Below are 22,031 nucleotides of genomic sequence, written 5' to 3' on the forward strand. Positions count from 1 at the left end.
TTAGACACATGGCTGTCCCGCAGAACCGAGTCACGCGCTCCCGCCGCAACATGCGCCGCGCGCATGATGCCCTTACCGCCGCCAACCCGGCTGCCTGCCCGAACTGCGGCGAACTCAAGCGTCCGCACCATGTCTGCGGCGCCTGCGGCCACTATGACGACCGCGAAGTGGTGGCGCAAGCCGCCGAGGTTGACCTGGACGACGACGCGGCGTAAGCCGCGATCCCGCCATGGCCAGACTGCCCTTTCTGGAGCGGACCGCGGCCGATGCGCGGGGTGACCTGACGTCAAGCAAGCAGCAAAATGGCCGCAAAACCGCGGCCCCGGCGCCGGACCTTTCCGGCGCTTTTTCTTCCGACGGCCCGCTTTCTGCCCAACGCCTCGTGATTTCGGTCGATGCGATGGGCGGGGATCGCGGACCGGCTGCAGTGCTCGACGGGGTGGCCCTCGCCGCTCGCGGCAATCCGACGCTGCATTTCATCATTCATGGCCGCGAGGCTGAACTTGTGCCGCTCATCGCCGCACGCAAGCTGACCGACCGGGTGAGCCTGCGCCATGCCGATGATGTGGTGACGATGCATGACAAGCCCTCCGCGGTGATGCGCACCGGCAAGGCGACCTCGATGTGGTCGACGATCGAAGCGGTGCGCGAGAAGGAAGCGCTGGTTGCCGTGTCCTGCGGCAATACCGGCGCGCTGATGGCACTCTCGATGCTGCGGTTGCGCAAGATGCCGGGCGTCGATCGCCCTGCGATTGCCTCGTTCTGGCCCTCGAAGAACCCGTCGGGCTACAATGTCATGCTCGACATGGGCGCTGATGTGCGCGCCGATGCACGCGACCTGCTTACCTATGCGGTGATGGGCGCGGCTTATGCACGCAATGCGCTGGGGCTGAAAACGCCGCGCGTCGGGCTTCTGAACGTTGGCACGGAGGAGCACAAGGGCAATGCCGAACTGAAGGCTGCCCATGAGCTGATCACGCAGGCGGCGCAGAACGGCGATTTTGCCTTCGTCGGTTTTGTCGAGGGCAATGACCTTCCGGGCACCCGCGTCGATGTGATCGTCACCGATGGCTTTACCGGCAATGTGGCGCTGAAAACCGGCGAAGGCACCGCGAAATTTGCGGGCGAGTTGATGCGCGAGGCTTTCACTTCGGGGATTCTCGCGAAGCTTGGCGCGATCCTCGCGATGGGCGCGCTGAAGCGGCTCAAGGCCAAGATCGACCCGCGCCGGGCGAATGGCGGGGTGTTCCTCGGGCTGAACGGCACAGTGGTAAAATCCCATGGCGGCGCCGATGCGACCGGGGTGGCGGCTGCGATCGAGCTCGCTGCGCGGCTTGCGGGGCTCGGTTTCATCGACCGGCTCGCGGCACGTCTTGCCCTTGCGTCAGCAAGCGGGCAGGATGCAGCCTCGGTGGAGGCAGGAGACGAGACCCAGAAATGACGACAAGAGCCGTGGTCCGGGGCGTTGGGCATTATCTGCCCGCGCGGGTGATGGAGAATGCCGAATTCGAAGGTCGGCTCGATACCAGTGACGAATGGATTCGCTCCCGCACCGGGATCGAGCGGCGCCATATCGCCGCCGAGGGCGAAACCACCTCGCAACTCGCCATTGCCGCGGCAAAAGCGGCGCTGATCGACGCCGACATGAAACCCGGGGATATCGACGCGATCATCGTCGCCACCTCGACGCCCGATTTCACCTTCCCCTCGGTCGCGACTATGGTGCAGGCGGGCCTCGGCTCGACGCAGGGCTTCGCCTATGACGTGCAGGCGGTCTGCGCCGGGTTCATCTTCGCACTGGCGAATGCCAACGGGATGATCCTCTCGGGCCAGGCCGAGCGGGTGCTGGTGATCGGCGCCGAGACGTTTTCGCGGATCATGGACTGGGATGACCGTGGCACTTGCGTGCTGTTTGGCGATGGGGCGGGGGCGCTGGTGCTCGAAGCCGCCACCGGCACCGGCACCACGCATGACCGGGGCATCCTCTCGGTCGACCTGCATTCCGACGGGCGGCATCGCGAGCTTCTTTATGTCGATGGCGGGGTCTCCACCACGGGCCTTGCGGGCCATCTGCGCATGCAGGGCAATGCGGTGTTCCGCCATGCGGTTTCCAAACTCTCCGACAGCGCCCATGCGGCGCTCGCCAAGATCGGCCTCTCCGGCGCGGATGTCGACTGGATCGTGCCGCATCAGGCGAATCTGCGGATCATCACCGCCACCGCCGAACGCATGGGCGTGCCGATGGAGCGCGTGGTGGTGACGGTTCAGGATCATGGCAACACCTCCGCCGCCTCGATCCCGCTCGCGCTTTCCGTCGCGCGCACGCGCGGTCAGATCAAGACCGGCGATCTTCTGGTGACAGAGGCAATCGGCGGCGGCCTGGCCTGGGGTGCGGTCACGCTGCGCTGGTGACCCCGGCCTTTGCGCGAATGTCGCAGGTGCGTGAAAAACACCGTCTCAACCTCGGCGTGCAAGCCATTGATATTGACTCGGGAAAATCTTGCCCGCATCGTGGCTCAAATCACTCCGGGGGGATCGCGATGTCGGAGAAGACGCTGACCAGAATGGACCTGAGCGAAGCGGTGTTCCGCGAAGTGGGTCTGAGCCGCAACGAATCTGCACAGCTTGTCGAAAGCGTGCTGCAACATATGTCTGATGCGCTGGTGCGCGGTGAGACGGTGAAGATCTCGTCCTTCGGCACCTTTTCGGTGCGTGACAAGGCTTCGCGCATGGGCCGCAACCCGAAAACCGGCGAGGAAGTGCCCATTTCACCTCGCCGGGTGCTGTCGTTCCGGCCCTCGCATCTGATGAAGGACCGCGTCGCCGAGGGCAACGCACACTGACAGCGCGCCATCACGGCGCTCGGCCCCCGGGCCGCCCAGAAAGGGATCAACGCGGCCGATGACGAAATCCGCCGAGGCCTTCCGCACGATCAGCGAAGTTTCCGAACTGCTGGACACGCCCACGCATGTCCTGCGGTTCTGGGAAACACGGTTTGCACAGATCAAGCCCGTCAAACGCGCTGGCGGGCGGCGTTATTACCGCCCCGCCGATGTCGCGCTGATCGCCGGGATCAAGGCGTTGCTGCAGCTCGAGGGTCTGGCGATCAAGGACGCACAGGCCGCGCTCAAATCCCGAGGCGTGAAGGCGATCACGGCGCTCGGCCGGGAGGTGCTTGAAGCGCCTGTCGCGCTCGCCCCGGAACCCGGTCCCGAGCCTGTGATCGAGAGCCCTACCGAGACCGGTACAGAGGCAATCACCGCGCATGTGGTTCACCCTCTCGTCGCCCCCGCATCCGCTGACCACGAAGACCCCGAAACAAAAGAGATGCAGCCCCCGGACCTGCAACCGGAAGAGGGGGCAGCACAGGCTGCGGAAGCTGTTTCTGAGATTTCCGAAACTTTCGGGGCTTCAGAACTCATTGCCGAAAGCCCTGAATCCGTGGCGACGGATGTCGCTGCACCGGAGCCGGAAGAGCCTCCCCCGGTTCCGGATGAATTGACCATCGTCGAAACATCTGCCCTCCCCGACACAGCCGGAGGTCTTCCGCCTCCCGGACCCGGGCCGGAGGAAATCGCATCGGACGAATCTGCGCCCGTCGCGCCGGAACCTGCCGCGCCGGAACTTGTCGCGCCGGAACCTGCAGCCCCCGCCCTCTGCGAAGACGCGTCCCCTGCCCCGCCCGCGGCACAATCCGACTTCCATCAGATCGCCTCCGGGCCGGTCGAGGCGCGCTCGATCGCCGCGGCGCAAGCCGCGCTTGAGCTGGCGCGCACCGAGGCCGAGGCCGTCCGCGCCGAGATCAAACGCCTGCGCGCCGCCGCCGATGCAATCCGTGCCGCCGCGGCGGCCAAGGCGGCGCTGTCTGTCCCCGCGCCCCCCGCCGAGGACGCCGAGGCCATAGGTGCCAAGGAGCCTGCTGCCCCGCCAGAACCCGAGCCTTCGGCAGAACCCGAGCTATCGGCCACGCCTGCTGGCGACGATGCGCCGCCCGAGGAAACCCGGCCGGACCTCATTCTGCCGGCCACGGAGGATCTGCCAGTCGATCCGTTTGGCTTCGAGGCGGCACTTTCGGAAATCGTCGCCGAAGCCGTAGCGGAAGCGCTTTTGGACGCAAGCCTCGGCCCGGAGGCGGCGCCCGCAAGCGAGACGGCCGAAGAGACCGTTGCACAGCTTGACACCGCGGCCCTTGCGGGGCCGCTCCAGACGACAGGTACAGAGACCGGCGCTGAGACCGGACCCGCCTTTGAGGCGGACGAGGAAATTATCGATACGGCCTTTGATCTGGTTTTCGGACGCAAGCCGGAGGCGGAACCCGAACCGGAGGCGCAGCCCGAGCCGGAAGCAGAGCCCGAACCGGAAGCAGAGCCCGAGCCGGAGGCGGAGCCAGAACCGGAAGCGCAGCCCGAACCGGAAGCGCAGCCCGAACCGGAGGCGCAGCCCGAACCGGAAGTGGAGCCCGAACCGGAAGCGCAGCCCGAACCGGAGGCGGAGCCCGAACCGGAAGCGCAGCCCGAACCGGAAGCGCAGCCCGAACCGGAAGCGCAGCCCGAACCGGAAGCGCAGCCCGAACCGGAAGCAGAGCCCGAACCGGAAGCAGAGCCCGAACCGGAAGCAGAGCCCGAACCGGAAGCAGAGCCCGAACCGGAAGCAGAGCCCGAACCGGAGGCGCAGCCCGAACCGGAGGCGCAGCCCGAACCGGAAGCAGAGCCCGAATCGGAAGTGGAGCCCGAACCGGAAGCGGAGCCTGAACCGGAAGCGCAGCCCGAACCGGAGGCGCAGCTCGAACCGGAAGCAGAGCCCGAACCGGAGGCGCAGCCCGAACCGGAGGCGCAGCCCGAACCGGAGGCGCAGCCCGAACCGGAAGTGGAGCCCGAACCGGAAGCGCAGCCCGAGCCGGAGGCGCAGCCCGAGCCGGAGGCGCAGCCCGAGCCGGAGGCGCAACCCGAGCCGGAGGCGCAGCCCGAACCGGAAGCGGAGCCCGAACCGGAAGCAGAGCCCGAACCGGAAGCAGAGCCCGAACCGGAGGCGCAGCCCGAACCGGAAGCGCAGCCCGAACCGGAGGCGGAGCCCGAGCGGGGCGACATTGCCGCGCTCGTTTTTGCCCGGCACCGCCCCACGACCTTCGATCGCCCGGAAGAAGCTCCCGCGCCGGAGCTGGTGTTCCGTCGCACCGCGCCCCCCGCACTGGAAACGCCCGAGCCGCTCCTCCCCGCGGCGACGGACACGGAGGCTTTGCCGGTCGCGGAGATCGAAGCAGACCCCGCCCCCGTCACCCCGACAGAGCAGGCGGTCGCAGCGCAGACCATCGGGGCGGAACCCGAAGCGGTTCCCGAACCTGAGCCGGAAGCAGAGCCCGAGCCGGACCCCACGCCGCCGCTCTTGGTCGAGGACAGCGCCTACTCCTTCATCGCCCCGCGCGGGCCGCGCCGCAAATCCGCACCGCCCCCCGAGGCCACGACCCCGCCGGTTGCCGCGGTGCAGGAATGGTACCAGCCCTCGCTGTTTGAGTTGATGGCCCTGCCCGAACCGGAACCGGAGCCGGCCCCCACGCCCGAGCCCCTGCCCGCGCCGGAACCTGAAATCCCGCAGGAACCTGAAATCTTGCCGCAACCGGTGCCGGACCTTCCGCCCCCGGAAGCACCGCAGGAATGGCCGGAACAGGTAGAGCCCGCTGAACCCGAGTGGCCCGGACACGAAGAGCCAGTGCCGGAACAACCTCTTCCGGAAGAACCTGTTCCCGAAGAACCTGTTCCGGAGGCGCCAGAACCCGACGATCCGGGCCCCGAGATCCCCGACGCAGAGCCGGAGCCAGGGCCGGAAGACTGGCCCGAGCTCGCGGCGCCCCGCGCCGCGCCGCCCGCGCTCGATCCGCTCGAGCGGATGGTGAGCCTCATTCTGAGCGGCGCCGCGCCGCTCAGCCAGGAACTCCCCGTGGCCGGGCAGATCGATCCGAGCGTGAACCCGCTCGGCGCGCTCAAGGAAGGGCTTGCGCTCTTTGCCCCGGTCGCGCTTTCGCCGATCGAACGGATGCGGCTTCTCTCCTCGCATGACCGGCTCATGGCGCTTCAGGCACGGCTGGCCCAGCCGCCGCGCCCACCGCCCGCACGGCGCTGATATGGCCCGCATCGCTCGCACCAACTTGGCGCAAAAAGATGCGTTTTGCCGCTTGCGCCCGGAGGCGCAATGCCTCTATATGCCCCTCGTCGGGCCGTGGCGCAGCCTGGTTAGCGCGTCCGTCTGGGGGGCGGAAGGTCGTGAGTTCGAATCTCACCGGCCCGACCATCCGAACAACGCCCACTCCTTCGGGGGTGGGCGTTCGCATATCCGACACCTGATTTACACGGGGCTTTGACGATGCAGGGCGTTCTTCCCGACAGCGCATTGCGTGCGATGATCCTTCGGGGTGAGATCGCCGCCTCTGCCCCCGTGATCGATGCGCAGGTGCAGCCCGCAAGCCTCGATCTGCGGCTTGGGCCGGTGGCCTACCGCATCCGCGCCTCCTTCCTTGCGGGCCCCAACGAACGGGTGGAAGCAAAGCTTGCCGCGTTCGAAATGCACCGGATGGACCTCACCGAGGGCGCGGTGCTCGAAAAGGGCTGCGTGTATCTCGTGCCGCTGATGGAGCGGCTCGCGCTGCCCGCGGGCCTCACCGCCGTCTCGAATGCAAAAAGCTCGACCGGGCGGCTCGATCTGCTCACCCGCGTCATCACCGATGGCGGCACCGAATTTGACCGCATCCCTGAGGGCTATGCGGGCCCGCTTTACGCCGAGATCTGCCCGCGCTCGTTTTCGGTGCTGGTGCGGCCCGGCATGCGGCTCAACCAGATCCGGTTTCGCGCCGGAGATGCTGCGCTTTCTGACCCGGAGCTGAAGCTCCTGCATGCCGCTGAACCCCTGGTGAGTGGCGAGGCGGTGATCGACCACGGGCTCGGCTTCTCGGTGGATCTGCGCCCGGAGACGGGCGATCTTGTCGGCTACCGCGCCAAGCCCCATACCGGCGTGATCGACCTTGATCGGATCGCACATTATCCGGCCTCCGATTTTTGGGAGGAGATCCGCACCCGCGACGGGCGGATCATCCTCGACCCCGGCGCCTTCTATATTCTCGTGAGCCGCGAGGCGGTGGTGATCCCGCCCGATTTTGCTGCCGAGATGGCGCCTTACCTTGCGATGGTGGGCGAGTTCCGGGTGCATTACGCGGGCTTTTTCGACCCCGGTTTCGGCCATGGCGCCGCCGGAGGAGAGGGCTCCAAAGGCGTGCTTGAAGTTCGCTGCCACGAGGCGCCCTTCGTGCTCGAACACGGGCAGGTGGTCGGGCGGCTTGTCTATGAGCGTATGGCCGAGCGGCCGGAGCGGCTTTACGGCACCGGGATCGCCTCGAATTATCAGGGCCAGGGGCTCAAGCTCGCCAAGCATTTCCGCAACGGCTGAGCCCGCGCGGCGCCGCGCAAAGGGTCACACACCCAGCCCGAGCGCCTTTGCTTTGCGGTAAAAGGTGGCGCGGCCAATCCCCAGATCGCGCGCCGCGGCAGATACATTCCCGCCCGAACGCGCAAGCGCGCGCGCCATCTCGGCCCGCTGCGCCTCGGCCAGCGCCCCCTGCGCGGGGGCTGCCCGCTCCCCGAAAAGATCATTGGCCGGCACCCGGCCAATCTGGCGCGGCTCAAGGCCAAGCTGGCGCCGCGCCGCGCGCGTGGCGCCAATCACCAGATCGTCGCGGTCGAGCGCGAGCAGCATCACGCCCTGCGGGCTCTCCTCGGTGCCGCCCGCCGAGAGGATCCGCGCCCCGGCAAACGCGGCCCGGAACAGATCCGCCTCGATCCGGCTCGCCGCATCCTGCACGGTGAGCGCCACAAGCCGCGCATAGCCCTCGGTCATGTCGGCGCGGGCGGAGGAGACATCGATCACGCCCGCCAACTCCCCCTCGGCGCCAAACACCGGCGCCCCCATGCAGGTCAGCCCGGTATTGGTGGCGCGAAAATGCTGGTCGCGCCAAACCGTGACGGCGCGGCCCTCGGCGAGGCAGGTGCCGATGCCATTCGTGCCCTCCGAGCCCTCGGACCAATCCGAGCCCGGGGCAAGGTTCGAGCCGTGAAAGGCGCGCCGGTCCCCCTCGCGCAGCCGCTCGTCAAGCACGAGCCCCTCGGCATCGGAGAGAAAGACCGCGCAGCCCGCCTCGCAGGCGGCGCGGGCGAGCCGGTCAAGCACGGGGGCGGCAACGCGCAACAAGAGCCCTGCCGCCTCGCGGCGCGCCTCGATCTCGCGCTCGGTCAGCCGATGCGCGCCCTGCCCCTGCCCCGGATCAAGCTTGTGATGGATCATCGAGCGCCGCCACGAGGCGGCAAACCCCGCCCGCCCCGCGGCCTTGGCCGAGGTGACGACAGATTGCACGATCTCGGCATGGTTACGGCTTGCGGGCGCACTCTCCCTGTGGCGCATCGAAAAGCCTCCCCTCTTCACGCTGCGTCGAAGCGCTCAGGATAGGGCGAAATCGGCTGCGCGCAAGGGTCGCAGTTTACTCTGCGTCAGGCGCCTGCAGCCCCTCTTCGTGCCGTTTGCCCCGAAACCCTTGGGCGACCACGAATTTCTCGGAGCTGTCCTTGCGCGACGAGGGCGGCTTGACATTCACCACCTTCTCGAAATTCTTCTTAAGAACCCCCATCAGCCCCTGTTCGGCGCCGCCCGCGAGCACTTTGGCCACAAAAGTGCCGCCCTCTTCGAGCACATCAAAGGCAAAATAGGCGGCATGCTCGCACAAAGTGATGATGCGCAAATGGTCCACCTGCTGGTTGCCCGAGGCCGCCGCGGCCATATCCGACATCACCACATCGGCCCGGCCCCCGAGCCAGCCCTTCACCTTTTCGTCCGCACCATCTTCCAGAAAATCCAGCTGATGCAGGTCAGCCCCGGCAATCGGCGCGATCTCCTGCAAATCGACGCCGAGCACGGTGCCGATTTTCTTGCCCGACTTCTCGCCAAGCGCATTGACCCGCTTCACCGCCACCTGGCACCAGCCGCCGGGCGCGCAACCAAGGTCGACGACCCGCGCCCCGTTCACGAGGAAATGGAATTTCTCGTCGAGTTCCAGGATCTTGTAGGCGGCGCGGCCGCGGTAGCCCTCTTTTTTCGCGCGGATCACGTAAGGGTCGTTCAATTGCCGCTCAAGCCAGAGCGTCGAAGAGAGTTTGCGCCCCTTCGCCGTTTTCACCCGCACCCGCAGGTCGCGCTGCCCGCGCCCGGAGGTGTTTTTGCCGGTCGGGGTCTTGGTCATTCGATCTCTCCTACGATCGGCTTCATCTCTTCGAGCACGCCATCTTCGGCCATCTGCGCATAAAGCAGCCCCTCGCGCAGGCCGCGGTCGGCAACCGACATCCGGTCGGTCGGCCAGACCCGCATCAGCGCCTGCAAGATCGCCGCACCCGACATGATCAGCGTATGCCGGTCCCGCCCGATGCGCGGATCGGCGCGCCGTCCCTCCGGGCCGAGGGTCAGAAACGAGCGGATCACGGCATCGATCTCCCCCGAGGTCATGGTGAGCCCGTCGACCCGGTTGCGGTCATAGCGCTTGAGGCCAAGGTGGCAGGCGGCCACGGTGGTGACCGTGCCCGAAGTGCCGATCACCTGAAACCCCTCCTGCGGCGTGCCGGAGGCATAAGGGCTGAAATCGGCAAGCTTTTCCTCGAAGAACCACGACATCAGCGCAAAACGTGCCGCATCGTCCTCGACATCGCCAAACTGGTCTTTCAGCGTGGCAACGCCGAGCGGCACCGAGATCCAGTCCACCACCCGGGCCGAAGGGATCTCGCTTTCGGGTTGTGAGAAGCCGCCCGAAAGCCGCATGATCGCACGCGGCCGGTCGCCCGGCGGCACATAGGAAATGTCGATCCAGACAAGTTCGGTCGAGCCGCCGCCGATATCGACAACAAGCAGCTGCTCGGTGCCCGGATTGACGAGCGAGGCGCAGGAAATCACCGCGAGCCGCGCCTCTTCCTCGGGCGGAATAATCTCGAGCGGCAAGCCGGTCTCGCGGCGCACGTAGCGGATGAAATCGCGCGCATTGCCAGCGCGGCGGTAGGCCTCGGTCGCGACAAGCCGCATCCGGCGCACGCCATGCGTTTCGATCTTGCGGCGGCAGATCTGCAACGCCTGCACGGTGCGCGCCATGGATGACCGGGAAAGCCGACCCGAGGCTTCCAACCCCTGGCCGAGCTGGACAGCCTTCGAAAAGCTGTCCACAACCTGGAACTGATCGCCCTTCGGTCGGGCGATCAGCATCCGGCAACTGTTGGTGCCGAGATCGAGCGCAGCATAAAGCTCGCCCGGCTCGGCGGGGGTGGGTGCGGCGCGTTCGACCGGTTTCGGGATCGCGCCCGCAGCCCGAGGACGCCTGGGCGCCATCGTCACGCCCTCCGATTTCAAGTTACCCCCTAGGTAGCGCGCGGGCGGCGCCGGTTCAAGCGCCTGATGACGATTTGGTGACCTCGATCACATTGCCAGAATGCTCGGCCCGGGCACCGAATTTCGCTTCGCCCCAGGCGAAGCGACCCGGGCGGGGGCTCCGCCCCCGCTCCCCCGGGATATTTAAGGCAAGATGAAAGGGCCGGCCTGCGATCTCGTTCTTCTTTTCGGCCTGGCCCAAATTTTCCCGCCGGAGGCATCCGCCGCCCCACGTGACCGGGCGGCATTTGAGCCGTCTTCATCATCTTCATGCACACTTCGAATTTGCATGTCCGGTGCCAACTGCGCGAAGAAAACGGGCGGTGTCGCCAACCCCGCGAAACATGTCGAAATCCGTCTCCGGTGGCGTCGCTTTCGCCCGTATTGCTGAGACAAGAGGGAATCACGAATGGCCGAGATCACCATCGTCTTCTGGCGCGACATTCCCGCGCAGATCATTGCAGGCTCGGGCCGCAGGGGGGTGAAAAAGCCGCTCCCCGAACGGTTCGAACAGGCGATCGACCGCTGCGCGATGAAGATCGGCGCGAAGGACAGCGACGCTTACCTTGCCGAGTGGCGCAAGGTGGTGATTGGCACCCGCGACGGCTCGGACAATGAGGCCGCCGAAGCCGAGCTGGCGCGGGTTCTCTCCGACTACGATGCCGCGGCGCTCGCCCGGCTGATTGCCAATGACGGCTGGGAGCCCCAGCCCAGCTGACGGAGAGAGACATGGCGCTTCTGAACTTCCGCCGCGAGGCCGTTTCCAGCTCGCAAACCCCGCCCACCAATGGCGTGCTGCCCGCCTTTCTCGACGGCTTCTCGATCGAGGTGATGCCCCGCACGGCGGCCAAGATCGAGGATTTCCGCGCCCTTCTGCCCGAAGGTACGCGGGTTTACGTGGCCCATATCGAGGGCACGCCGATCGAGGAAATGGTGGCCACCGTCAAGCGACTGCGCGAGGACGGCTTCGAGCCGATGCCGCATTTCCCCGCGCGGATCATGCGCGATGCGCTCGAGCTGCGCGAATGGGTGGCGCGCTACAAGGGCGAGGCAGGTGTGAAACAGGCGCTGCTTCTGGGCGGCGGGCCGAAAACCCCGCTCGGCAGCCTCGACAATTCGATGCAGCTCCTTGAAAGCGGCGCCTTCGCGGGCTTCGAGCGCATCCACTTTGCCGGTCACCCGGAGGGCAACCGCGACATCGACGTGAGCGGCGGCGACAAGATCGTCATGGAAGCCCTCAAGCTGAAACAGAAATTCGCCGACACGACCGATGCCGACTGCGCCATCGTCACGCAATTCGCCTTCGAGGCGGGGCCGATGATCGCCTGGGTGGACCGGCTCGCCGCGGAAGGGATCAAGATGCCCGTCCATATTGGCATCGCGGGCCCCGGCAAGCTGCAGACGCTTTTGAAATTCGCGATCTCCTGTGGCGTCGGGCCGAGCCTGAAGGTGCTGCAAAAACGCGCCAAGGATGTGACGAAGCTCCTTGCGCCGATCGAGCCTACCGAGCTTCTCAAGGATCTCGCCAAGCACAAGGCCGCTCATCCCGAATTCGGGATCGAGGCCGTGCATTTCTTTCCGCTCGGCGGTATCAAGACCAACGCGACCTGGATCGCGGAACAGATGAAAGGCTGACCATGACCCGCACCATTCTCGAGAGCAAGACGAAGACCGTGGTGATCGGCTTCGACGAGCCCTTCTGCGTGATCGGCGAGCGCATCAACCCGACCGGCCGGAAAAAACTGGCCGCCGAGCTGGAGGCGGGCGATTTCACCACTGTCGAGAAGGATGCGCTTGAGCAGGTGGCCTGCGGTGCCACCGTGCTTGACATCAACTCGGGCGCCGTCTTCTCCAACAAGATGGCCGAAGATCCGCGTTATGCCGACAACAACTTTGTTGAACCGCCCTTGATGCGCGATCTGATCGCCCGCGTGCAGGCGATCACCGATGTCCCCCTCTGCATCGACAGCTCCGTGCCCGCCGCGCTTGAGGCCGGGCTCGCGGCCTGCGAGGGCCGCCCGCTTCTGAACTCCGTCACCGGCGAGGAAGAACGACTTGAGCGCGTGCTGCCGCTGGTGAAAAAATACAATGTCCCCGTGGTGGCGATCTCGAACGATGACACCGGGATCTCGGAAGACCCGGAGGTCCGCTTTGCGGTGGCGAAAAAGATCGTCGAACGGGCCGCCGATTTCGGCATTCCCGCGCATGACATTGTCGTTGACCCGCTGGTGATGCCGGTCGGCGCGATGCCTTCGGCGGGACGACAGGTGTTCACGCTGGTGCAGCGCCTGCGCAGCGAGCTGGGCGTCAACACCACCTGCGGCGCTTCGAACATCTCCTTCGGCCTGCCGAACCGCCATGGTGTCAACGCCGCCTTCCTGCCGATGGCGATCGGTGCGGGGATGACGAGCGCCATCATGAACCCGGTGCGCAGTCAGGAGATGGAGGCGATCCGCGCCGCCAACCTGTTGATGGACCACGACGCGAATTCGGCGGACTGGATCAAGCTCGCGAAAGTGCTCGAAGCGATGAAGGAAGGCGCGAGCTTTGCCGAAGCCTCGGCCGCAGCGGCCGCCTCGACCGGCCGGGGGCGCCGCCGCGCCCGCTGAGGCGACCCTCCGCGCGCATCGAATCAAGCCTGACGCGCCCCGGCTCCGGCCGGGGCGTCTGTTTCTGATCCCCCCACAATCCTGCCGCGCGGTCCCGATTGATGCGCGCCTGCGGGCCAGGGCGGAGCGCATCCCTGGCCCGCAGCGTGGCGCGGAACCGGCAGATGCCCCTTCGCGACGCGGGGGACAGATATGCCGTTTCCTCAAACGAAACGCAGAAATTCCAAATCGAGAACCGCCGCCGCAGCTCAGCCAGGCTGGAACCGCTCTGTTCCACCCTGCGCAACAATCGCCTCGCGCGCGGGCAAACATGGCGAGAACAAGGCGGCTGACGGGCCGCGGCGGGGCATATCCCGCAGCAGCGCCTTATTAAAATCCCATTGAAACTCAAATGATTGCGGGTCGAAGCCAAGGCCCGCTCACTGGCGGACCCCTGAACAAACCGGAATCGCGCTGCCATGCGTTCGAAGATCATGCCGCCTTATGAAACGATCAGAGCGGCCAAAGCCCCCGCCGCCATGCCGCCGCGCCACCGAGCCGCCTTGGGGAAGGTCTCTCCGCTCACCCGGATTTCGGCGCTCGCCGGGCTCGCCGTCTTGGCGGGCTGCGCGGCGCCGCCGCCTGCTTTCGAGGCGCCGACCGCCCGCGCCGCCACCGCGGCGCTCGACCTGCCGCTGAGCGAAATCTTCCCGGGCTCCCCGCGCGCCGCCCCCGTGCCCCGCGCCGCCGTGCTGCCCTCCAACAGCGAGCTTGCGCGCGATTTCATGGAGTTGAGCTTCTCGCTCGAATCGGGGCGCCGGTTCGGCCAGTTTTCGCGATTTGAAGGGCCGGTGACGGTGGCGCTCGCGCCCGGCGCCCCACCCGCGGCCGAACCCGAACTCGTCCGGCTGGTGGCGCGGCTGCGCCGCGAGGCGGGCCTTCCGATCTCGGTCGGGGCTTCGGCCAGCAACCATATCCGCATCGAATTCGTGCCGCGCCGCAAGATGCGCCGCGAAGCGCCCGGTGCCGCCTGTTTCGTCGTGCCGAATGCCACGAACTGGAGCGACTATCGCGCGCAACGCCGCACCCCCGCGGGCGACTGGGCGCAGGTGAAGCAACGCACCGCCGCCACTGTGTTCATTCCTGTCGAGGCGACGCCACAGGAGCTGCGCGACTGCCTCCACGAGGAAACGAGCCAGGCGCTCGGCCCCCTCAATGACCTCTACCGGCTACCGGACTCGGTCTGGAATGACGACAACTTCCAGAGCGTGCTGACGCGATATGACATGATGCAGCTGCGCGCGACCTATGCGCCCGAGCTTCAGTCCGGCCTGAGTGCCCCCGAGGTTCAGGCACGTTTGCCCGCCGTTTTTGCGCGCCTCAATCCCGCCGGTGGTGCAGTGCGGGGCCTGCGCGAAGACCCGACGCCGCGTGCTTATGTCAACGCCGTCAACCGGGCGATTGGCCCCGGTAGCACCCGCGCCCGGCGCGCCGCGGCGCAAACGGCAATCCAGCTTGCCACCGCGCAGGGCTGGCACGATACCCGCGCCGCCTTCGGCTGGTATGCGCTTGGCCGCCTGACGGTGCAAAGCGACCCCGAAACCGCGTTGCATGCCTTTGCCACGGCTGGCGCCATCTACCGCAGCACGCCCGGTGCGGGCATCCAATCTGCCCATGTCGACATGCAGCTTGCCGCTTTAGCGCTCTCTTCGGGGCACGCGCAGGAAGCGATAGCGCTGGCCGACCGGGCGCTTGCTCCGGCGCTTGAGGGCGAGAATGCGGCGCTGGTGGCGACGCTTCATCTGATCCGCGCCGAAGCCTATGAGGCGCTTGGGGAGGGGGTTCAGGCGCGGCAGGCGCGGCTCGACTCCGGGCAATGGGCAGGCTACGGTTTTGGCTCCGATGCTGCGGCGCGGGCGCGGGCCGCCGAAGTGGCGGCACGCGCCCAGGCCGGGCGCGGCTGATCCGGCCGGGCGTGCCCCGCGCTGGCAAGGGGCACGGGGGATGTGATGTTTCTGCCGTTTTTCGAAAAGCTGCGGGCCTCCGGCGTGCCGGTGAGCCCGCGCGAGTATCTGGGCTTTCTCGAAGGGCTGGCAGCCGGGCTTTGCACCTATGACCTCGACGGGTTTTACTACTTCGCCCGCGCGGCGATGGTGAAGGATGAGCGCCACCTCGACCGGTTTGACCGCGCCTTTTCTGAAAGTTTCAAGGGGTTGGAAACCATTCCGCAGGAGGCGGTGCTGGACGCCCTGCAGCTTCCCGAAGACTGGCTGCGCAAGCTCGCCGAGAAGCATCTGAGCGCGGAAGAAAAGGCGCAGATCGAGGCTCTGGGCGGCTTCGAGAAGCTGATGGAGACGCTGCGCGAGCGGCTCCGGGAACAGCAGGGCCGCCATCAGGGCGGCAACAAATGGATCGGCACGGCAGGCACCTCCCCCTTCGGCGCCTATGGCTACAACCCTGAGGGCGTGCGGATCGGTCAGGAGGAAAGCCGCCACCGCCGTGCGGTAAAGGTTTGGGACAAGCGCGAGTTTCGCGATTTCGACGATACGGTCGAGCTCGGCACCCGCAACATCAAGGTAGCGCTCAAACGGCTCCGGCACTGGGCGCGGCACGGGGCGCAGGAGGAACTGGACCTTCCCGGTACGATCCGCGCCTCCGCCGAGGCGGGCTATATAGACGTGAAGACCCGGCCCGAGCGGCACAATGCGGTCAAGGTCGTGCTCTTTCTCGATGTCGGCGGCTCGATGGATGACCATATTGCGCTCGTAGACGAGCTTTTCTCGGCCGCGCGCGCCGAGTTCAAGCATCTGGAGCATTATTACTTCCACAATTGCCTCTATGAGGGGGTCTGGCGCGACAATCGCCGCCGCTGGGGCGAGGTGACCCCCACCTGGGAGGTGCTGCACCGCTATGGCCCCGATTACAAATGCATCTTTGTGGGCGATGCCGCGATGTCGCCCTATGAGATCAGCCATGTCGGCGGCGCGAACGAGCATTGGAACCCCGAACCCGGCGCGCTCTGGCTTTCGCGCGCACAAGAGCAATGGCCCGACCATGTCTGGCTCAACCCGGTGCCCGAGCGCCACTGGTCCTATACGATGTCGATCGGCATGGTCAGCGAGATCTTCGCGGGGCGGATGTTCCCGCTCACGCTCGAAGGCATCACCGCCGCGATGAAGGTGCTCGGATGAACGCGTTGCGCCGGCTCTGGCGCGAGCAGCGGGGACCGCTCATCGCCTTTCTTCTCGCGGCAAGCCTTGCGGCCTTCTTTGGCGGGCGGATCGTCCTGCGCACGATCTACTGGGCGAACCCGGAGCATCACCGGCAGGCGCCCGAGGGCTGGATGACGCCGGGCTATATCGCGCGGAGCTGGCGGCTGAAGGTCGAGGAGGTCGATGCTGTGCTCGGCATCGAAAACGGGCCGGAGTTGGTGGGGAGCGGCCCGCCCACGCTTGAGCGCATCGCCCGCGCACTCGACGTGCCGCTCGAAGACCTGATCGACCGGCTCGCCGTGGGACTCCCCAACATCACCCATCCGGATCCGCGTCCATGAACGGCGCGCTGCTCGACGCCTTGCTCGAAGCGCTGCCGCTTTACGGGCCCTGGCTTGTCGGGCTCACCACCTTCCTGAGCTGCCTTGCGCTCCCCGTCCCCTCGTCCTTGATGATGATCGCCGCCGGGGCTTTCGTCGCCTCGGGCGATCTTTCGCTGCCCGCCGTCGGCGGTGCGGCTTTCGGCGGTGCGCTCGCGGGCGATCAACTGGGGTTTTTCCTTGGCCGTCGCGCCGGGCATCTGCTGCCCAAACCCGGCACGAAACGGGCCGCGCTCATCGCCACCGCGCTCGACAAGCTCGCCCAGCACGGCGCGCTTGCGGTGTTTCTCTCGCGCTGGCTCTTTGCGGCGCTCGGGCCCTGGGTCAACCTTGCCGCCGGGGCCTCGGGCTACAGCCACCGCCGCTTCACGCTCGCCGACATCGCGGGCGAAGTGGTCTGGGTGCTGGGCTATGTCGGGCTTGGCATGGTGTTCGGGCGCAATCTCGACGCCGCGGCCGATCTGGCGGGCAATACGCTTGGCCTGCTTGCCGCGGGCGCCGTCGCCATCGGGCTCGGGCTCTGGCTGCTGCGCGCCCTGCGCCGGCCCGAGCCGCCCGAATCCGAAGAAATGACGCCAGAACCCGAAGAGCTCGCCCCACTTGGGGATTGATCCTGTGCCCAGCCCCCCCATCTGAGAGACATGCTCCTTCTTTTCCGCCTGCTCCCCTTCCTTCTGATCCTCGCCGCCGGGCTGGTGGTTTGGCATCTCTCGACGCGCGCCACAGTCCGCAAGCTCGCCCAGCAATCCCACCCGCTCAACGAGCCCGACCTGACGCCGGTGATCGAAGCCTTGCGCAAGGCGCTGGGGATCGAACGGCTGCCGGTTTTCGTGCACGAGATTCCGCAGGTGAACGGACTCGCGGCGCCAGACGGCAGTGTGTACCTGACCGAGGGGTTTGTGCGTCTCTACCGTCAAGGCCAGGTCAGCGCCGAGGAGCTTGCCTCGGTGATCGCCCATGAAATCGGCCATGTCGCGCGCGGGCATGCCAAGCGCCGGATGATCGACTTTTCCGGCCAGAACCTGCTCCGCTTCGTGCTGACCGGGCTCATCGGCCGGTTCATTCCCGTGATCGGCCCCTGGATCGCCAATCTGATCACCGAGGCGGTGGCGGCGCGGCTGAGCCAGAAGGATGAATACGAGGCCGATGAATTTGCCACCGCGCTGCTTCTCAAGGCGGGGATCGGCGCCGACCCGCAATTGACCCTCTTCGAAAAACTCGACGCGATCACCGGCGCGCGCGCGGGTGCGGTGCCAGCGTGGCTTCTGTCCCACCCCGCAACGGCCGACCGGATCGCCGCGATCCGCACCAATCTCAACCGCTGGAATGCCGCATAAGTCACAGCCCGGCCTTGTCTTTCCTGCTAGCCTCGGGGCAAATGATCCGCGAGCATGCGAGCCGAGATGAGCGAGACAGTAAGAAAGCGCCGGGTGTTCTACATCCCCGGCTATGACCCGATCCATCCCCGCCGCTACCGCGAGCTTTACCGCAAGGAGGGGCAGGCGCAGGCGGCGATCTCGGGCTACAGCCTCAGCCTCGCCCGCAAGCGCGCGGGTGGCCCCTATGGCTGGCATGTGCGCTCCGAGCAGGAGGGGGAAACGGTCGAGGCCGATATCGAAGTGCTGATCTGGGCCGATATCGTGCGCGACAGCATGGATGGCTCGATCCTCGCAACCTATGGCCAGCTTCTGCGCACCGCCTGGGCGTATATCGCCTCGGGCGCGCTCTTCCGGCTGATGCGGCTGCGCAAGGGGCCGGTGATCGCCGCGCTCTACCCGATCTTCGCGCTGATCGTGCAGCTTCTCGTGGCGCTCGGGCTGGGGGCCGCGGTGGTCTGGGCGCTCTCGCGCTATCTTGGCGCCGCGGTCTCGATCCTTGCCGTGCCGGGGCCGCTCCCCGCGCTCGTCACCGGCCTTTCGGCGCTGGCGGGGCTCGCCCTCGTCTGGGCAGCCTTACGCTGGTTTCGCCGCAAGGACGGCACGTTCTACGCCTATTACCTGATGCATGATTATGCCTTCACCGCGCGCTGGGGCGGCGCCAACCCGCCGCGGCTCGAAGTGCGGATGGCGGAGTTTGGCGCCACGATCGCCAAGGCGCTCACTGAGGACTGGGACGAGGTGCTCATCGTCGGCCACAGCTCGGGCGCGCATCTCGCCGTCTCGATCCTCGCCGATCTGATCCGCACCGGCCGCGTGCCCGCGGAGGGCCCGGCGCTTTCCTTCCTCTCGCTCGGCCATGTGGTGCCGATGGTGAGCTACCTGCCGCAGGCCAAACGCCTGCGCGGCGATCTCGCCTTTCTCGCCACGCGCGAAGAACTCACCTGGGTCGATGTCACCGCGCCGGGAGATGGCTGCGCCTTCGCGCTGTGCGATCCGGTCCGGGTCTCGGGGGTCGGGCCGAAGGGGCAAATCCATCCGCTGGTGATCTCCGCCGCCTTCACCCAAACCCTGAGCCCGGAACGCTGGAAGGCGCTGCGCTGGCGCTTCTTCCGGCTGCATTTCCAGTATCTTTGCGCCTTCGACGCGCCAAAGGCCTATGACTACTTCCGCCTCACCGCCGGGCCGCAAACGCTGAAAGCGCGCTTTGACGGGGTGAGCCATGCCAAAAGCCTGATCACCACGCCAGCGAACCGCTTCACTTCCACCGCCTGAAGAGCCGGGGGCTACCCGGCTCACACCCCGTAGATCGCGCCGAATTTCGAATCGAGGTAATCGAGGAGCGGCTCCTCAGAGGGCTCAAACCCGCAGGCCAGCGCGATCGTCTCGCGCGGCGGGCGCAGGCCCCCGTGGCGTTGCAGCCGCTCGCGCAGCCATTCGGTGGCGGGCCGCGCCGAGCCCGCGGCCAGCGCTTCGTCGATCCCCTCGACCTCGGCGCGCATCGCCTTGTTCAGGCAGCCTGCATAGACGTTGCCAAGGCTGTAGGTCGGGAAATAGCCAAAAAGCCCCACCGACCAGTGCACATCCTGCAAGAAGCCCTGCGAGGGCTGCGCCACCTTCACCCCGAAATCGGCCTCGAACCGCGTGTTCCAGGCCTCTTCCAGATCCCCCACTTCCATCTTGCCCGCAATGAGCGCGCGTTCGAGATCGAAGCGCATCATGATATGGAGGTTGTAATGCAGCTCGTCCGCTTCGGTGCGGATATGGCCCGGTGTGACCCGGTTCACACAGGCATGAAAGGCCTCGGCATCCTTGACGCCGAAATCTCCGAAGGCCTCGACCATGCGCTGAAAGAGAAAACCCGTGAAGGCCGCCGAACGGCCAAGCTGGTTTTCGTAGATCCGGCTTTGGCTCTCATGCACCCCCATCGAGACACCGCGGCCGAGCGGTGTGAAGGCATAATCCGGGTCGATCCCCTGCTCGTAGCAGGCATGGCCCACCTCGTGAATCGTCGAATAGAGGCAGTTGAACGGATCGCTCTCGCTCACCCTTGTGGTGATGCGCACATCCCGCCCCGAGCCAGAGGTGAAGGGATGGACCGAATTGTCGAGCCGCCCGCAGGTCCAGTCATAACCAAAGGCGGTGGCGCAGATCCGGGCGATGCGCAGCTGCGCCGCCTCGGGGAAGACATGGCCAACGGGTTTGGGTTGGCGCTCGGTGCCGAGCACTTTCTCGCGCAGGGCCACGAGGCGGGGCCGCATCCGGTCGAACATCGCGCCGAGCTGGCGATGCGTGGCGCCGGGCTCGTAATCGTCAAGAAGCGCGTCGTAAAGATCGCCCTCGCTCAGGCAGGCCGCCTCCTCGCGCTTGAGCGCGACCACTTCCGCCAAAGTGGGCAGGAAATGCGCCGGGTCTTCGGCGGCGCGGGCCTCGGCCCAGATCCCTTGCGAGAGCGAGGTAAGGCGGGCGAGTTCGGTAGCGAGCCGCGCCGGAATGCGGCTCGCGCGGTTGTAGCTGCGCCCGGCAAGGTCAAGGACGCGCGCCTCCGCCTCGGTCGTGGCCTCGGCGCGGGCGAGCCAGTCCTCAAGCCGCGGATCGGTGCGGCGCGCATGCAGCACCGCTTCAAGGGCCGCGATCTCCTCGGCGCGTTGCGCGGCCGCCCCGCGCGGCATGATCGTTTCCTGATCCCAGCCCAGCCGTTCGGCGACATAGGCAAGCGCCTCGGTTTCGCGCAGAAAAGCAGTCAGTTCGGCATAGGCTGTCATCACGACCTCCGGATGGATTGCACGCGGGGATAGCGCGCAAGGAAACGCGCCCGGATCACGAAGACCCAGACCAGGACCGCAACGCCAAGATGGGCGAGCGCAAGCGGTTGCGCATCGGCGCGCAACAGCGTGACGACGCCAAGAACGACCTGCAGCACGAGCCAGATCACCGCAATCAGGAAGGCCGCGCGCGTCACCCCATGCACCGAGCGGCGCGAGCGGATCAAAGCGACGAGGCCAAGGAGCAGGATCAGATAGCCCGCAACCCGGTGCAGGAATTGCACCAGCGCCGGGTTTTCAAGCGCATTGCGCCAGAGCGGCTCAAGGGTCAGCGCATCGGTGGGGAAGAAAGCGCCGCCCATCAACGGCCAATCCATATGCACCGCCCCCGCGCCAAGCGCCGTGGTGAGCGCGCCGATCAGAAGCTGCGCAAACCCCAGATGCATGAGCCCGGTGGCGAGCCCCGCAAGCCCCGCCTCACCCTGACGACGGGCGGAAATGAGCTCGGCCTCGCTGCGGCCCAGAAGCAGCACATACCAAAAGCCAAATCCCGTGATCAGGAAAGCAAGCCCCGCGCGCAGCGCGGCGAGCACCGGCGGGCCGATCAGCTCGCGCATGCCGCCAATCTGATCGGCCGCGATCTGCGCCGCCTCTGATCCCAGGGCGCGGGCCTGATCGAGGAGGGAGAGCGTCTTGCCGGGCGAACCTGCCGGGTCCGGCGCAAGGGCTCCGGGCGCCGCCGTGGGAGGGGCGGCCGGGAGCAAGGGCAGCGGCGGCAGGGCTTCGGTCGCGGGCAGGACGGTCGCCGCAACCGGCGCAACATCGCCCCGCAAAGCCTTGGCTGACATCGAGAAAACCGCAGGGTCCGAGACGAACACGAGAAGGCAGAAGGCACCAAGCCCAAAGCTGCGCCCGGCCCAGCCGCGCGGAAACTTCCGGCCCATCGCAAGCCCCAGCGCGCCAAGCGCCCAAACCGCCAGCACCGCCGCCCCGGTGAAGGGCGCGGCCTGCGCCACCGGCTCCGGGATCGGCAGCGTGTCAAAGCCGAGCATGAGAAGCGCGAGCAGGATCAGCGACGCCATCCACAACCGCACCGCACCGCGTGCGCCCTTTGGCCGGGCATCAATCATGCCGCCTTGCGGCTTCACCGGCATCTGCCGCGGCGTTTCCACGCCGACCTCTTCAAACAGGGCACGGTTACGGTTCTTCGCCGGTTTCATCCCCATCGGGTGCTCCTCACTTATTCGTGCGCGAGACTAGGCCCGGGGCG

General features: G+C 66.9%; 20 protein-coding genes and 1 tRNA gene. 16 read left to right on the plus strand and 5 right to left on the minus strand.

All coding sequences use genetic code 11. From position 1 onward, the window contains the following. The first annotated feature begins 8 nt into the window (after positions 1-8). The 7 genes from rpmF (at position 9) to CRO22_RS04715 (ending at position 7,434) form a co-directional block, all read left to right on the plus strand. Positions 9-215, plus strand: coding sequence for a 50S ribosomal protein L32 (gene rpmF, locus CRO22_RS04685; protein ID WP_076483356.1), 207 nt, complete (start codon positions 9-11; stop codon positions 213-215). A 14-nt stretch (positions 216-229) separates the two neighbouring features. Continuing rightward, complete coding sequence (gene plsX / locus CRO22_RS04690) at positions 230-1,441, plus strand: phosphate acyltransferase PlsX (protein WP_097068972.1); 1,212 nt, start codon at positions 230-232, stop codon at positions 1,439-1,441. Then, complete coding sequence (locus tag CRO22_RS04695; protein ID WP_097068973.1) at positions 1,438-2,412, plus strand: beta-ketoacyl-ACP synthase III; 975 nt, start codon at positions 1,438-1,440, stop codon at positions 2,410-2,412. Before plsX ends, CRO22_RS04695 begins: the two co-directional genes overlap by 4 nt. Before the next feature lie 128 nt (positions 2,413-2,540). Next, on the plus strand, positions 2,541-2,843 hold the full coding sequence (ihfA, locus tag CRO22_RS04700) for an integration host factor subunit alpha (protein ID WP_097068974.1): 303 nt from the start codon (positions 2,541-2,543) through the stop codon (positions 2,841-2,843). Positions 2,844-2,901: 58 nt separating this feature from the next. Then, complete coding sequence (locus tag CRO22_RS19130; RefSeq protein ID WP_097068975.1) at positions 2,902-6,117, plus strand: MerR family transcriptional regulator; 3,216 nt, start codon at positions 2,902-2,904, stop codon at positions 6,115-6,117. A gap of 90 nt (positions 6,118-6,207) precedes the next feature. After that, positions 6,208-6,285 (plus strand) — tRNA-Pro (locus CRO22_RS04710). 72 nt (positions 6,286-6,357) lie between these two features. Then, positions 6,358-7,434, plus strand: a complete 1,077-nt coding sequence (locus tag CRO22_RS04715) for a 2'-deoxycytidine 5'-triphosphate deaminase (protein ID WP_097068976.1) — start codon at positions 6,358-6,360, stop codon at positions 7,432-7,434. Between the two features lie 24 nt (positions 7,435-7,458). On the opposite strand, the gene CRO22_RS04720 is transcribed toward CRO22_RS04715, so the two are convergent. The 3 genes from CRO22_RS04720 to CRO22_RS04730 form a co-directional block, all read right to left on the minus strand. Next, on the minus strand, positions 7,459-8,442 hold the full coding sequence (locus CRO22_RS04720; RefSeq protein WP_097068977.1) for a GAF domain-containing protein: 984 nt from the start codon (positions 8,440-8,442) through the stop codon (positions 7,459-7,461). A 76-nt stretch (positions 8,443-8,518) separates the two neighbouring features. Continuing rightward, entirely contained in the window at positions 8,519-9,274 is a 756-nt protein-coding gene (locus CRO22_RS04725; RefSeq protein WP_097068978.1) for an RlmE family RNA methyltransferase, read from the minus strand. Then, complete coding sequence (locus tag CRO22_RS04730; RefSeq protein ID WP_097068979.1) at positions 9,271-10,401, minus strand: Ppx/GppA phosphatase family protein; 1,131 nt, start codon at positions 10,399-10,401, stop codon at positions 9,271-9,273. Before CRO22_RS04730 ends, CRO22_RS04725 begins: the two co-directional genes overlap by 4 nt. A 448-nt stretch (positions 10,402-10,849) precedes the next feature. Here CRO22_RS04730 and CRO22_RS04740 point away from each other — a divergent pair, with 448 nt between their 5' ends. The 9 genes from CRO22_RS04740 to CRO22_RS04780 all read left to right on the plus strand — a co-directional run bounded on the left by CRO22_RS04740 (position 10,850) and on the right by CRO22_RS04780 (position 19,271). Then, complete coding sequence (locus CRO22_RS04740; RefSeq protein WP_097068981.1) at positions 10,850-11,158, plus strand: virulence factor; 309 nt, start codon at positions 10,850-10,852, stop codon at positions 11,156-11,158. 11 nt (positions 11,159-11,169) lie between these two features. Beyond that, positions 11,170-12,075, plus strand: coding sequence for a methylenetetrahydrofolate reductase (locus tag CRO22_RS04745; protein WP_097068982.1), 906 nt, complete (start codon positions 11,170-11,172; stop codon positions 12,073-12,075). Positions 12,076-12,077: 2 nt separating this feature from the next. Beyond that, entirely contained in the window at positions 12,078-13,049 is a 972-nt protein-coding gene (locus CRO22_RS04750) for a methyltetrahydrofolate cobalamin methyltransferase (protein WP_097068983.1), read from the plus strand. Positions 13,050-13,591: 542 nt separating this feature from the next. Next, a complete protein-coding gene (locus tag CRO22_RS04755; protein ID WP_245860884.1) occupies positions 13,592-14,992 on the plus strand; it encodes a DUF2927 domain-containing protein in 1,401 nt (466 codons plus the stop codon). 45 nt (positions 14,993-15,037) lie between these two features. Beyond that, entirely contained in the window at positions 15,038-16,219 is a 1,182-nt protein-coding gene (locus CRO22_RS04760; RefSeq protein ID WP_097068984.1) for a vWA domain-containing protein, read from the plus strand. Further along, positions 16,216-16,581, plus strand: a complete 366-nt coding sequence (locus CRO22_RS04765; RefSeq protein WP_097068985.1) for a hypothetical protein — start codon at positions 16,216-16,218, stop codon at positions 16,579-16,581. Before CRO22_RS04760 ends, CRO22_RS04765 begins: the two co-directional genes overlap by 4 nt. Beyond that, the gene (locus CRO22_RS04770) at positions 16,578-17,231 is read left to right on the plus strand and encodes a DedA family protein (RefSeq protein WP_097068986.1); all 654 of its coding nucleotides are present in this window, start codon (positions 16,578-16,580) and stop codon (positions 17,229-17,231) included. Before CRO22_RS04765 ends, CRO22_RS04770 begins: the two co-directional genes overlap by 4 nt. Positions 17,232-17,261: 30 nt before the next feature. Beyond that, positions 17,262-17,957 carry a M48 family metallopeptidase gene (locus tag CRO22_RS04775; RefSeq protein WP_097068987.1) on the plus strand — a complete coding sequence of 232 codons (696 nt, stop codon included), beginning with the start codon at positions 17,262-17,264 and terminating at the stop codon, positions 17,955-17,957. A gap of 66 nt (positions 17,958-18,023) precedes the next feature. Then, on the plus strand, positions 18,024-19,271 hold the full coding sequence (locus tag CRO22_RS04780) for a hypothetical protein (protein WP_245860885.1): 1,248 nt from the start codon (positions 18,024-18,026) through the stop codon (positions 19,269-19,271). Between the two features lie 20 nt (positions 19,272-19,291). Here the strand turns inward: CRO22_RS04780 and CRO22_RS04785 are convergent, their stop codons facing one another. Next, positions 19,292-20,761, minus strand: a complete 1,470-nt coding sequence (locus CRO22_RS04785) for a carboxypeptidase M32 (RefSeq protein WP_097068989.1) — start codon at positions 20,759-20,761, stop codon at positions 19,292-19,294. After that, the gene (locus CRO22_RS04790; protein WP_097068990.1) at positions 20,761-21,987 is read right to left on the minus strand and encodes a COX15/CtaA family protein; all 1,227 of its coding nucleotides are present in this window, start codon (positions 21,985-21,987) and stop codon (positions 20,761-20,763) included. Before CRO22_RS04790 ends, CRO22_RS04785 begins: the two co-directional genes overlap by 1 nt. Positions 21,988-22,031: the final 44 nt, after the last annotated feature.

Source organism: Rhodobacter maris (genome assembly GCF_900217815.1).
Lineage (GTDB): Bacteria > Pseudomonadota > Alphaproteobacteria > Rhodobacterales > Rhodobacteraceae > Rhodobacter > Rhodobacter maris.

Coding starts and splice junctions, on each gene's coding strand:
- rpmF (WP_076483356.1), top strand. CDS start 9: ATGGCTGTCCCGCAGAACCGAGTCACGCGCTCCCGCCGCAACATGCGC.
- plsX (WP_097068972.1), top strand. CDS start 230: ATGGCCAGACTGCCCTTTCTGGAGCGGACCGCGGCCGATGCGCGGGGT.
- CRO22_RS04695 (WP_097068973.1), top strand. CDS start 1,438: ATGACGACAAGAGCCGTGGTCCGGGGCGTTGGGCATTATCTGCCCGCG.
- ihfA (WP_097068974.1), top strand. CDS start 2,541: ATGTCGGAGAAGACGCTGACCAGAATGGACCTGAGCGAAGCGGTGTTC.
- CRO22_RS19130 (WP_097068975.1), top strand. CDS start 2,902: ATGACGAAATCCGCCGAGGCCTTCCGCACGATCAGCGAAGTTTCCGAA.
- CRO22_RS04715 (WP_097068976.1), top strand. CDS start 6,358: ATGCAGGGCGTTCTTCCCGACAGCGCATTGCGTGCGATGATCCTTCGG.
- CRO22_RS04720 (WP_097068977.1), bottom strand. CDS start 8,442: ATGCGCCACAGGGAGAGTGCGCCCGCAAGCCGTAACCATGCCGAGATC.
- CRO22_RS04725 (WP_097068978.1), bottom strand. CDS start 9,274: ATGACCAAGACCCCGACCGGCAAAAACACCTCCGGGCGCGGGCAGCGC.
- CRO22_RS04730 (WP_097068979.1), bottom strand. CDS start 10,401: ATGGCGCCCAGGCGTCCTCGGGCTGCGGGCGCGATCCCGAAACCGGTC.
- CRO22_RS04740 (WP_097068981.1), top strand. CDS start 10,850: ATGGCCGAGATCACCATCGTCTTCTGGCGCGACATTCCCGCGCAGATC.
- CRO22_RS04745 (WP_097068982.1), top strand. CDS start 11,170: ATGGCGCTTCTGAACTTCCGCCGCGAGGCCGTTTCCAGCTCGCAAACC.
- CRO22_RS04750 (WP_097068983.1), top strand. CDS start 12,078: ATGACCCGCACCATTCTCGAGAGCAAGACGAAGACCGTGGTGATCGGC.
- CRO22_RS04760 (WP_097068984.1), top strand. CDS start 15,038: ATGTTTCTGCCGTTTTTCGAAAAGCTGCGGGCCTCCGGCGTGCCGGTG.
- CRO22_RS04765 (WP_097068985.1), top strand. CDS start 16,216: ATGAACGCGTTGCGCCGGCTCTGGCGCGAGCAGCGGGGACCGCTCATC.
- CRO22_RS04770 (WP_097068986.1), top strand. CDS start 16,578: ATGAACGGCGCGCTGCTCGACGCCTTGCTCGAAGCGCTGCCGCTTTAC.
- CRO22_RS04775 (WP_097068987.1), top strand. CDS start 17,262: ATGCTCCTTCTTTTCCGCCTGCTCCCCTTCCTTCTGATCCTCGCCGCC.
- CRO22_RS04780 (WP_245860885.1), top strand. CDS start 18,024: ATGAGCGAGACAGTAAGAAAGCGCCGGGTGTTCTACATCCCCGGCTAT.
- CRO22_RS04785 (WP_097068989.1), bottom strand. CDS start 20,761: ATGACAGCCTATGCCGAACTGACTGCTTTTCTGCGCGAAACCGAGGCG.
- CRO22_RS04790 (WP_097068990.1), bottom strand. CDS start 21,987: ATGGGGATGAAACCGGCGAAGAACCGTAACCGTGCCCTGTTTGAAGAG.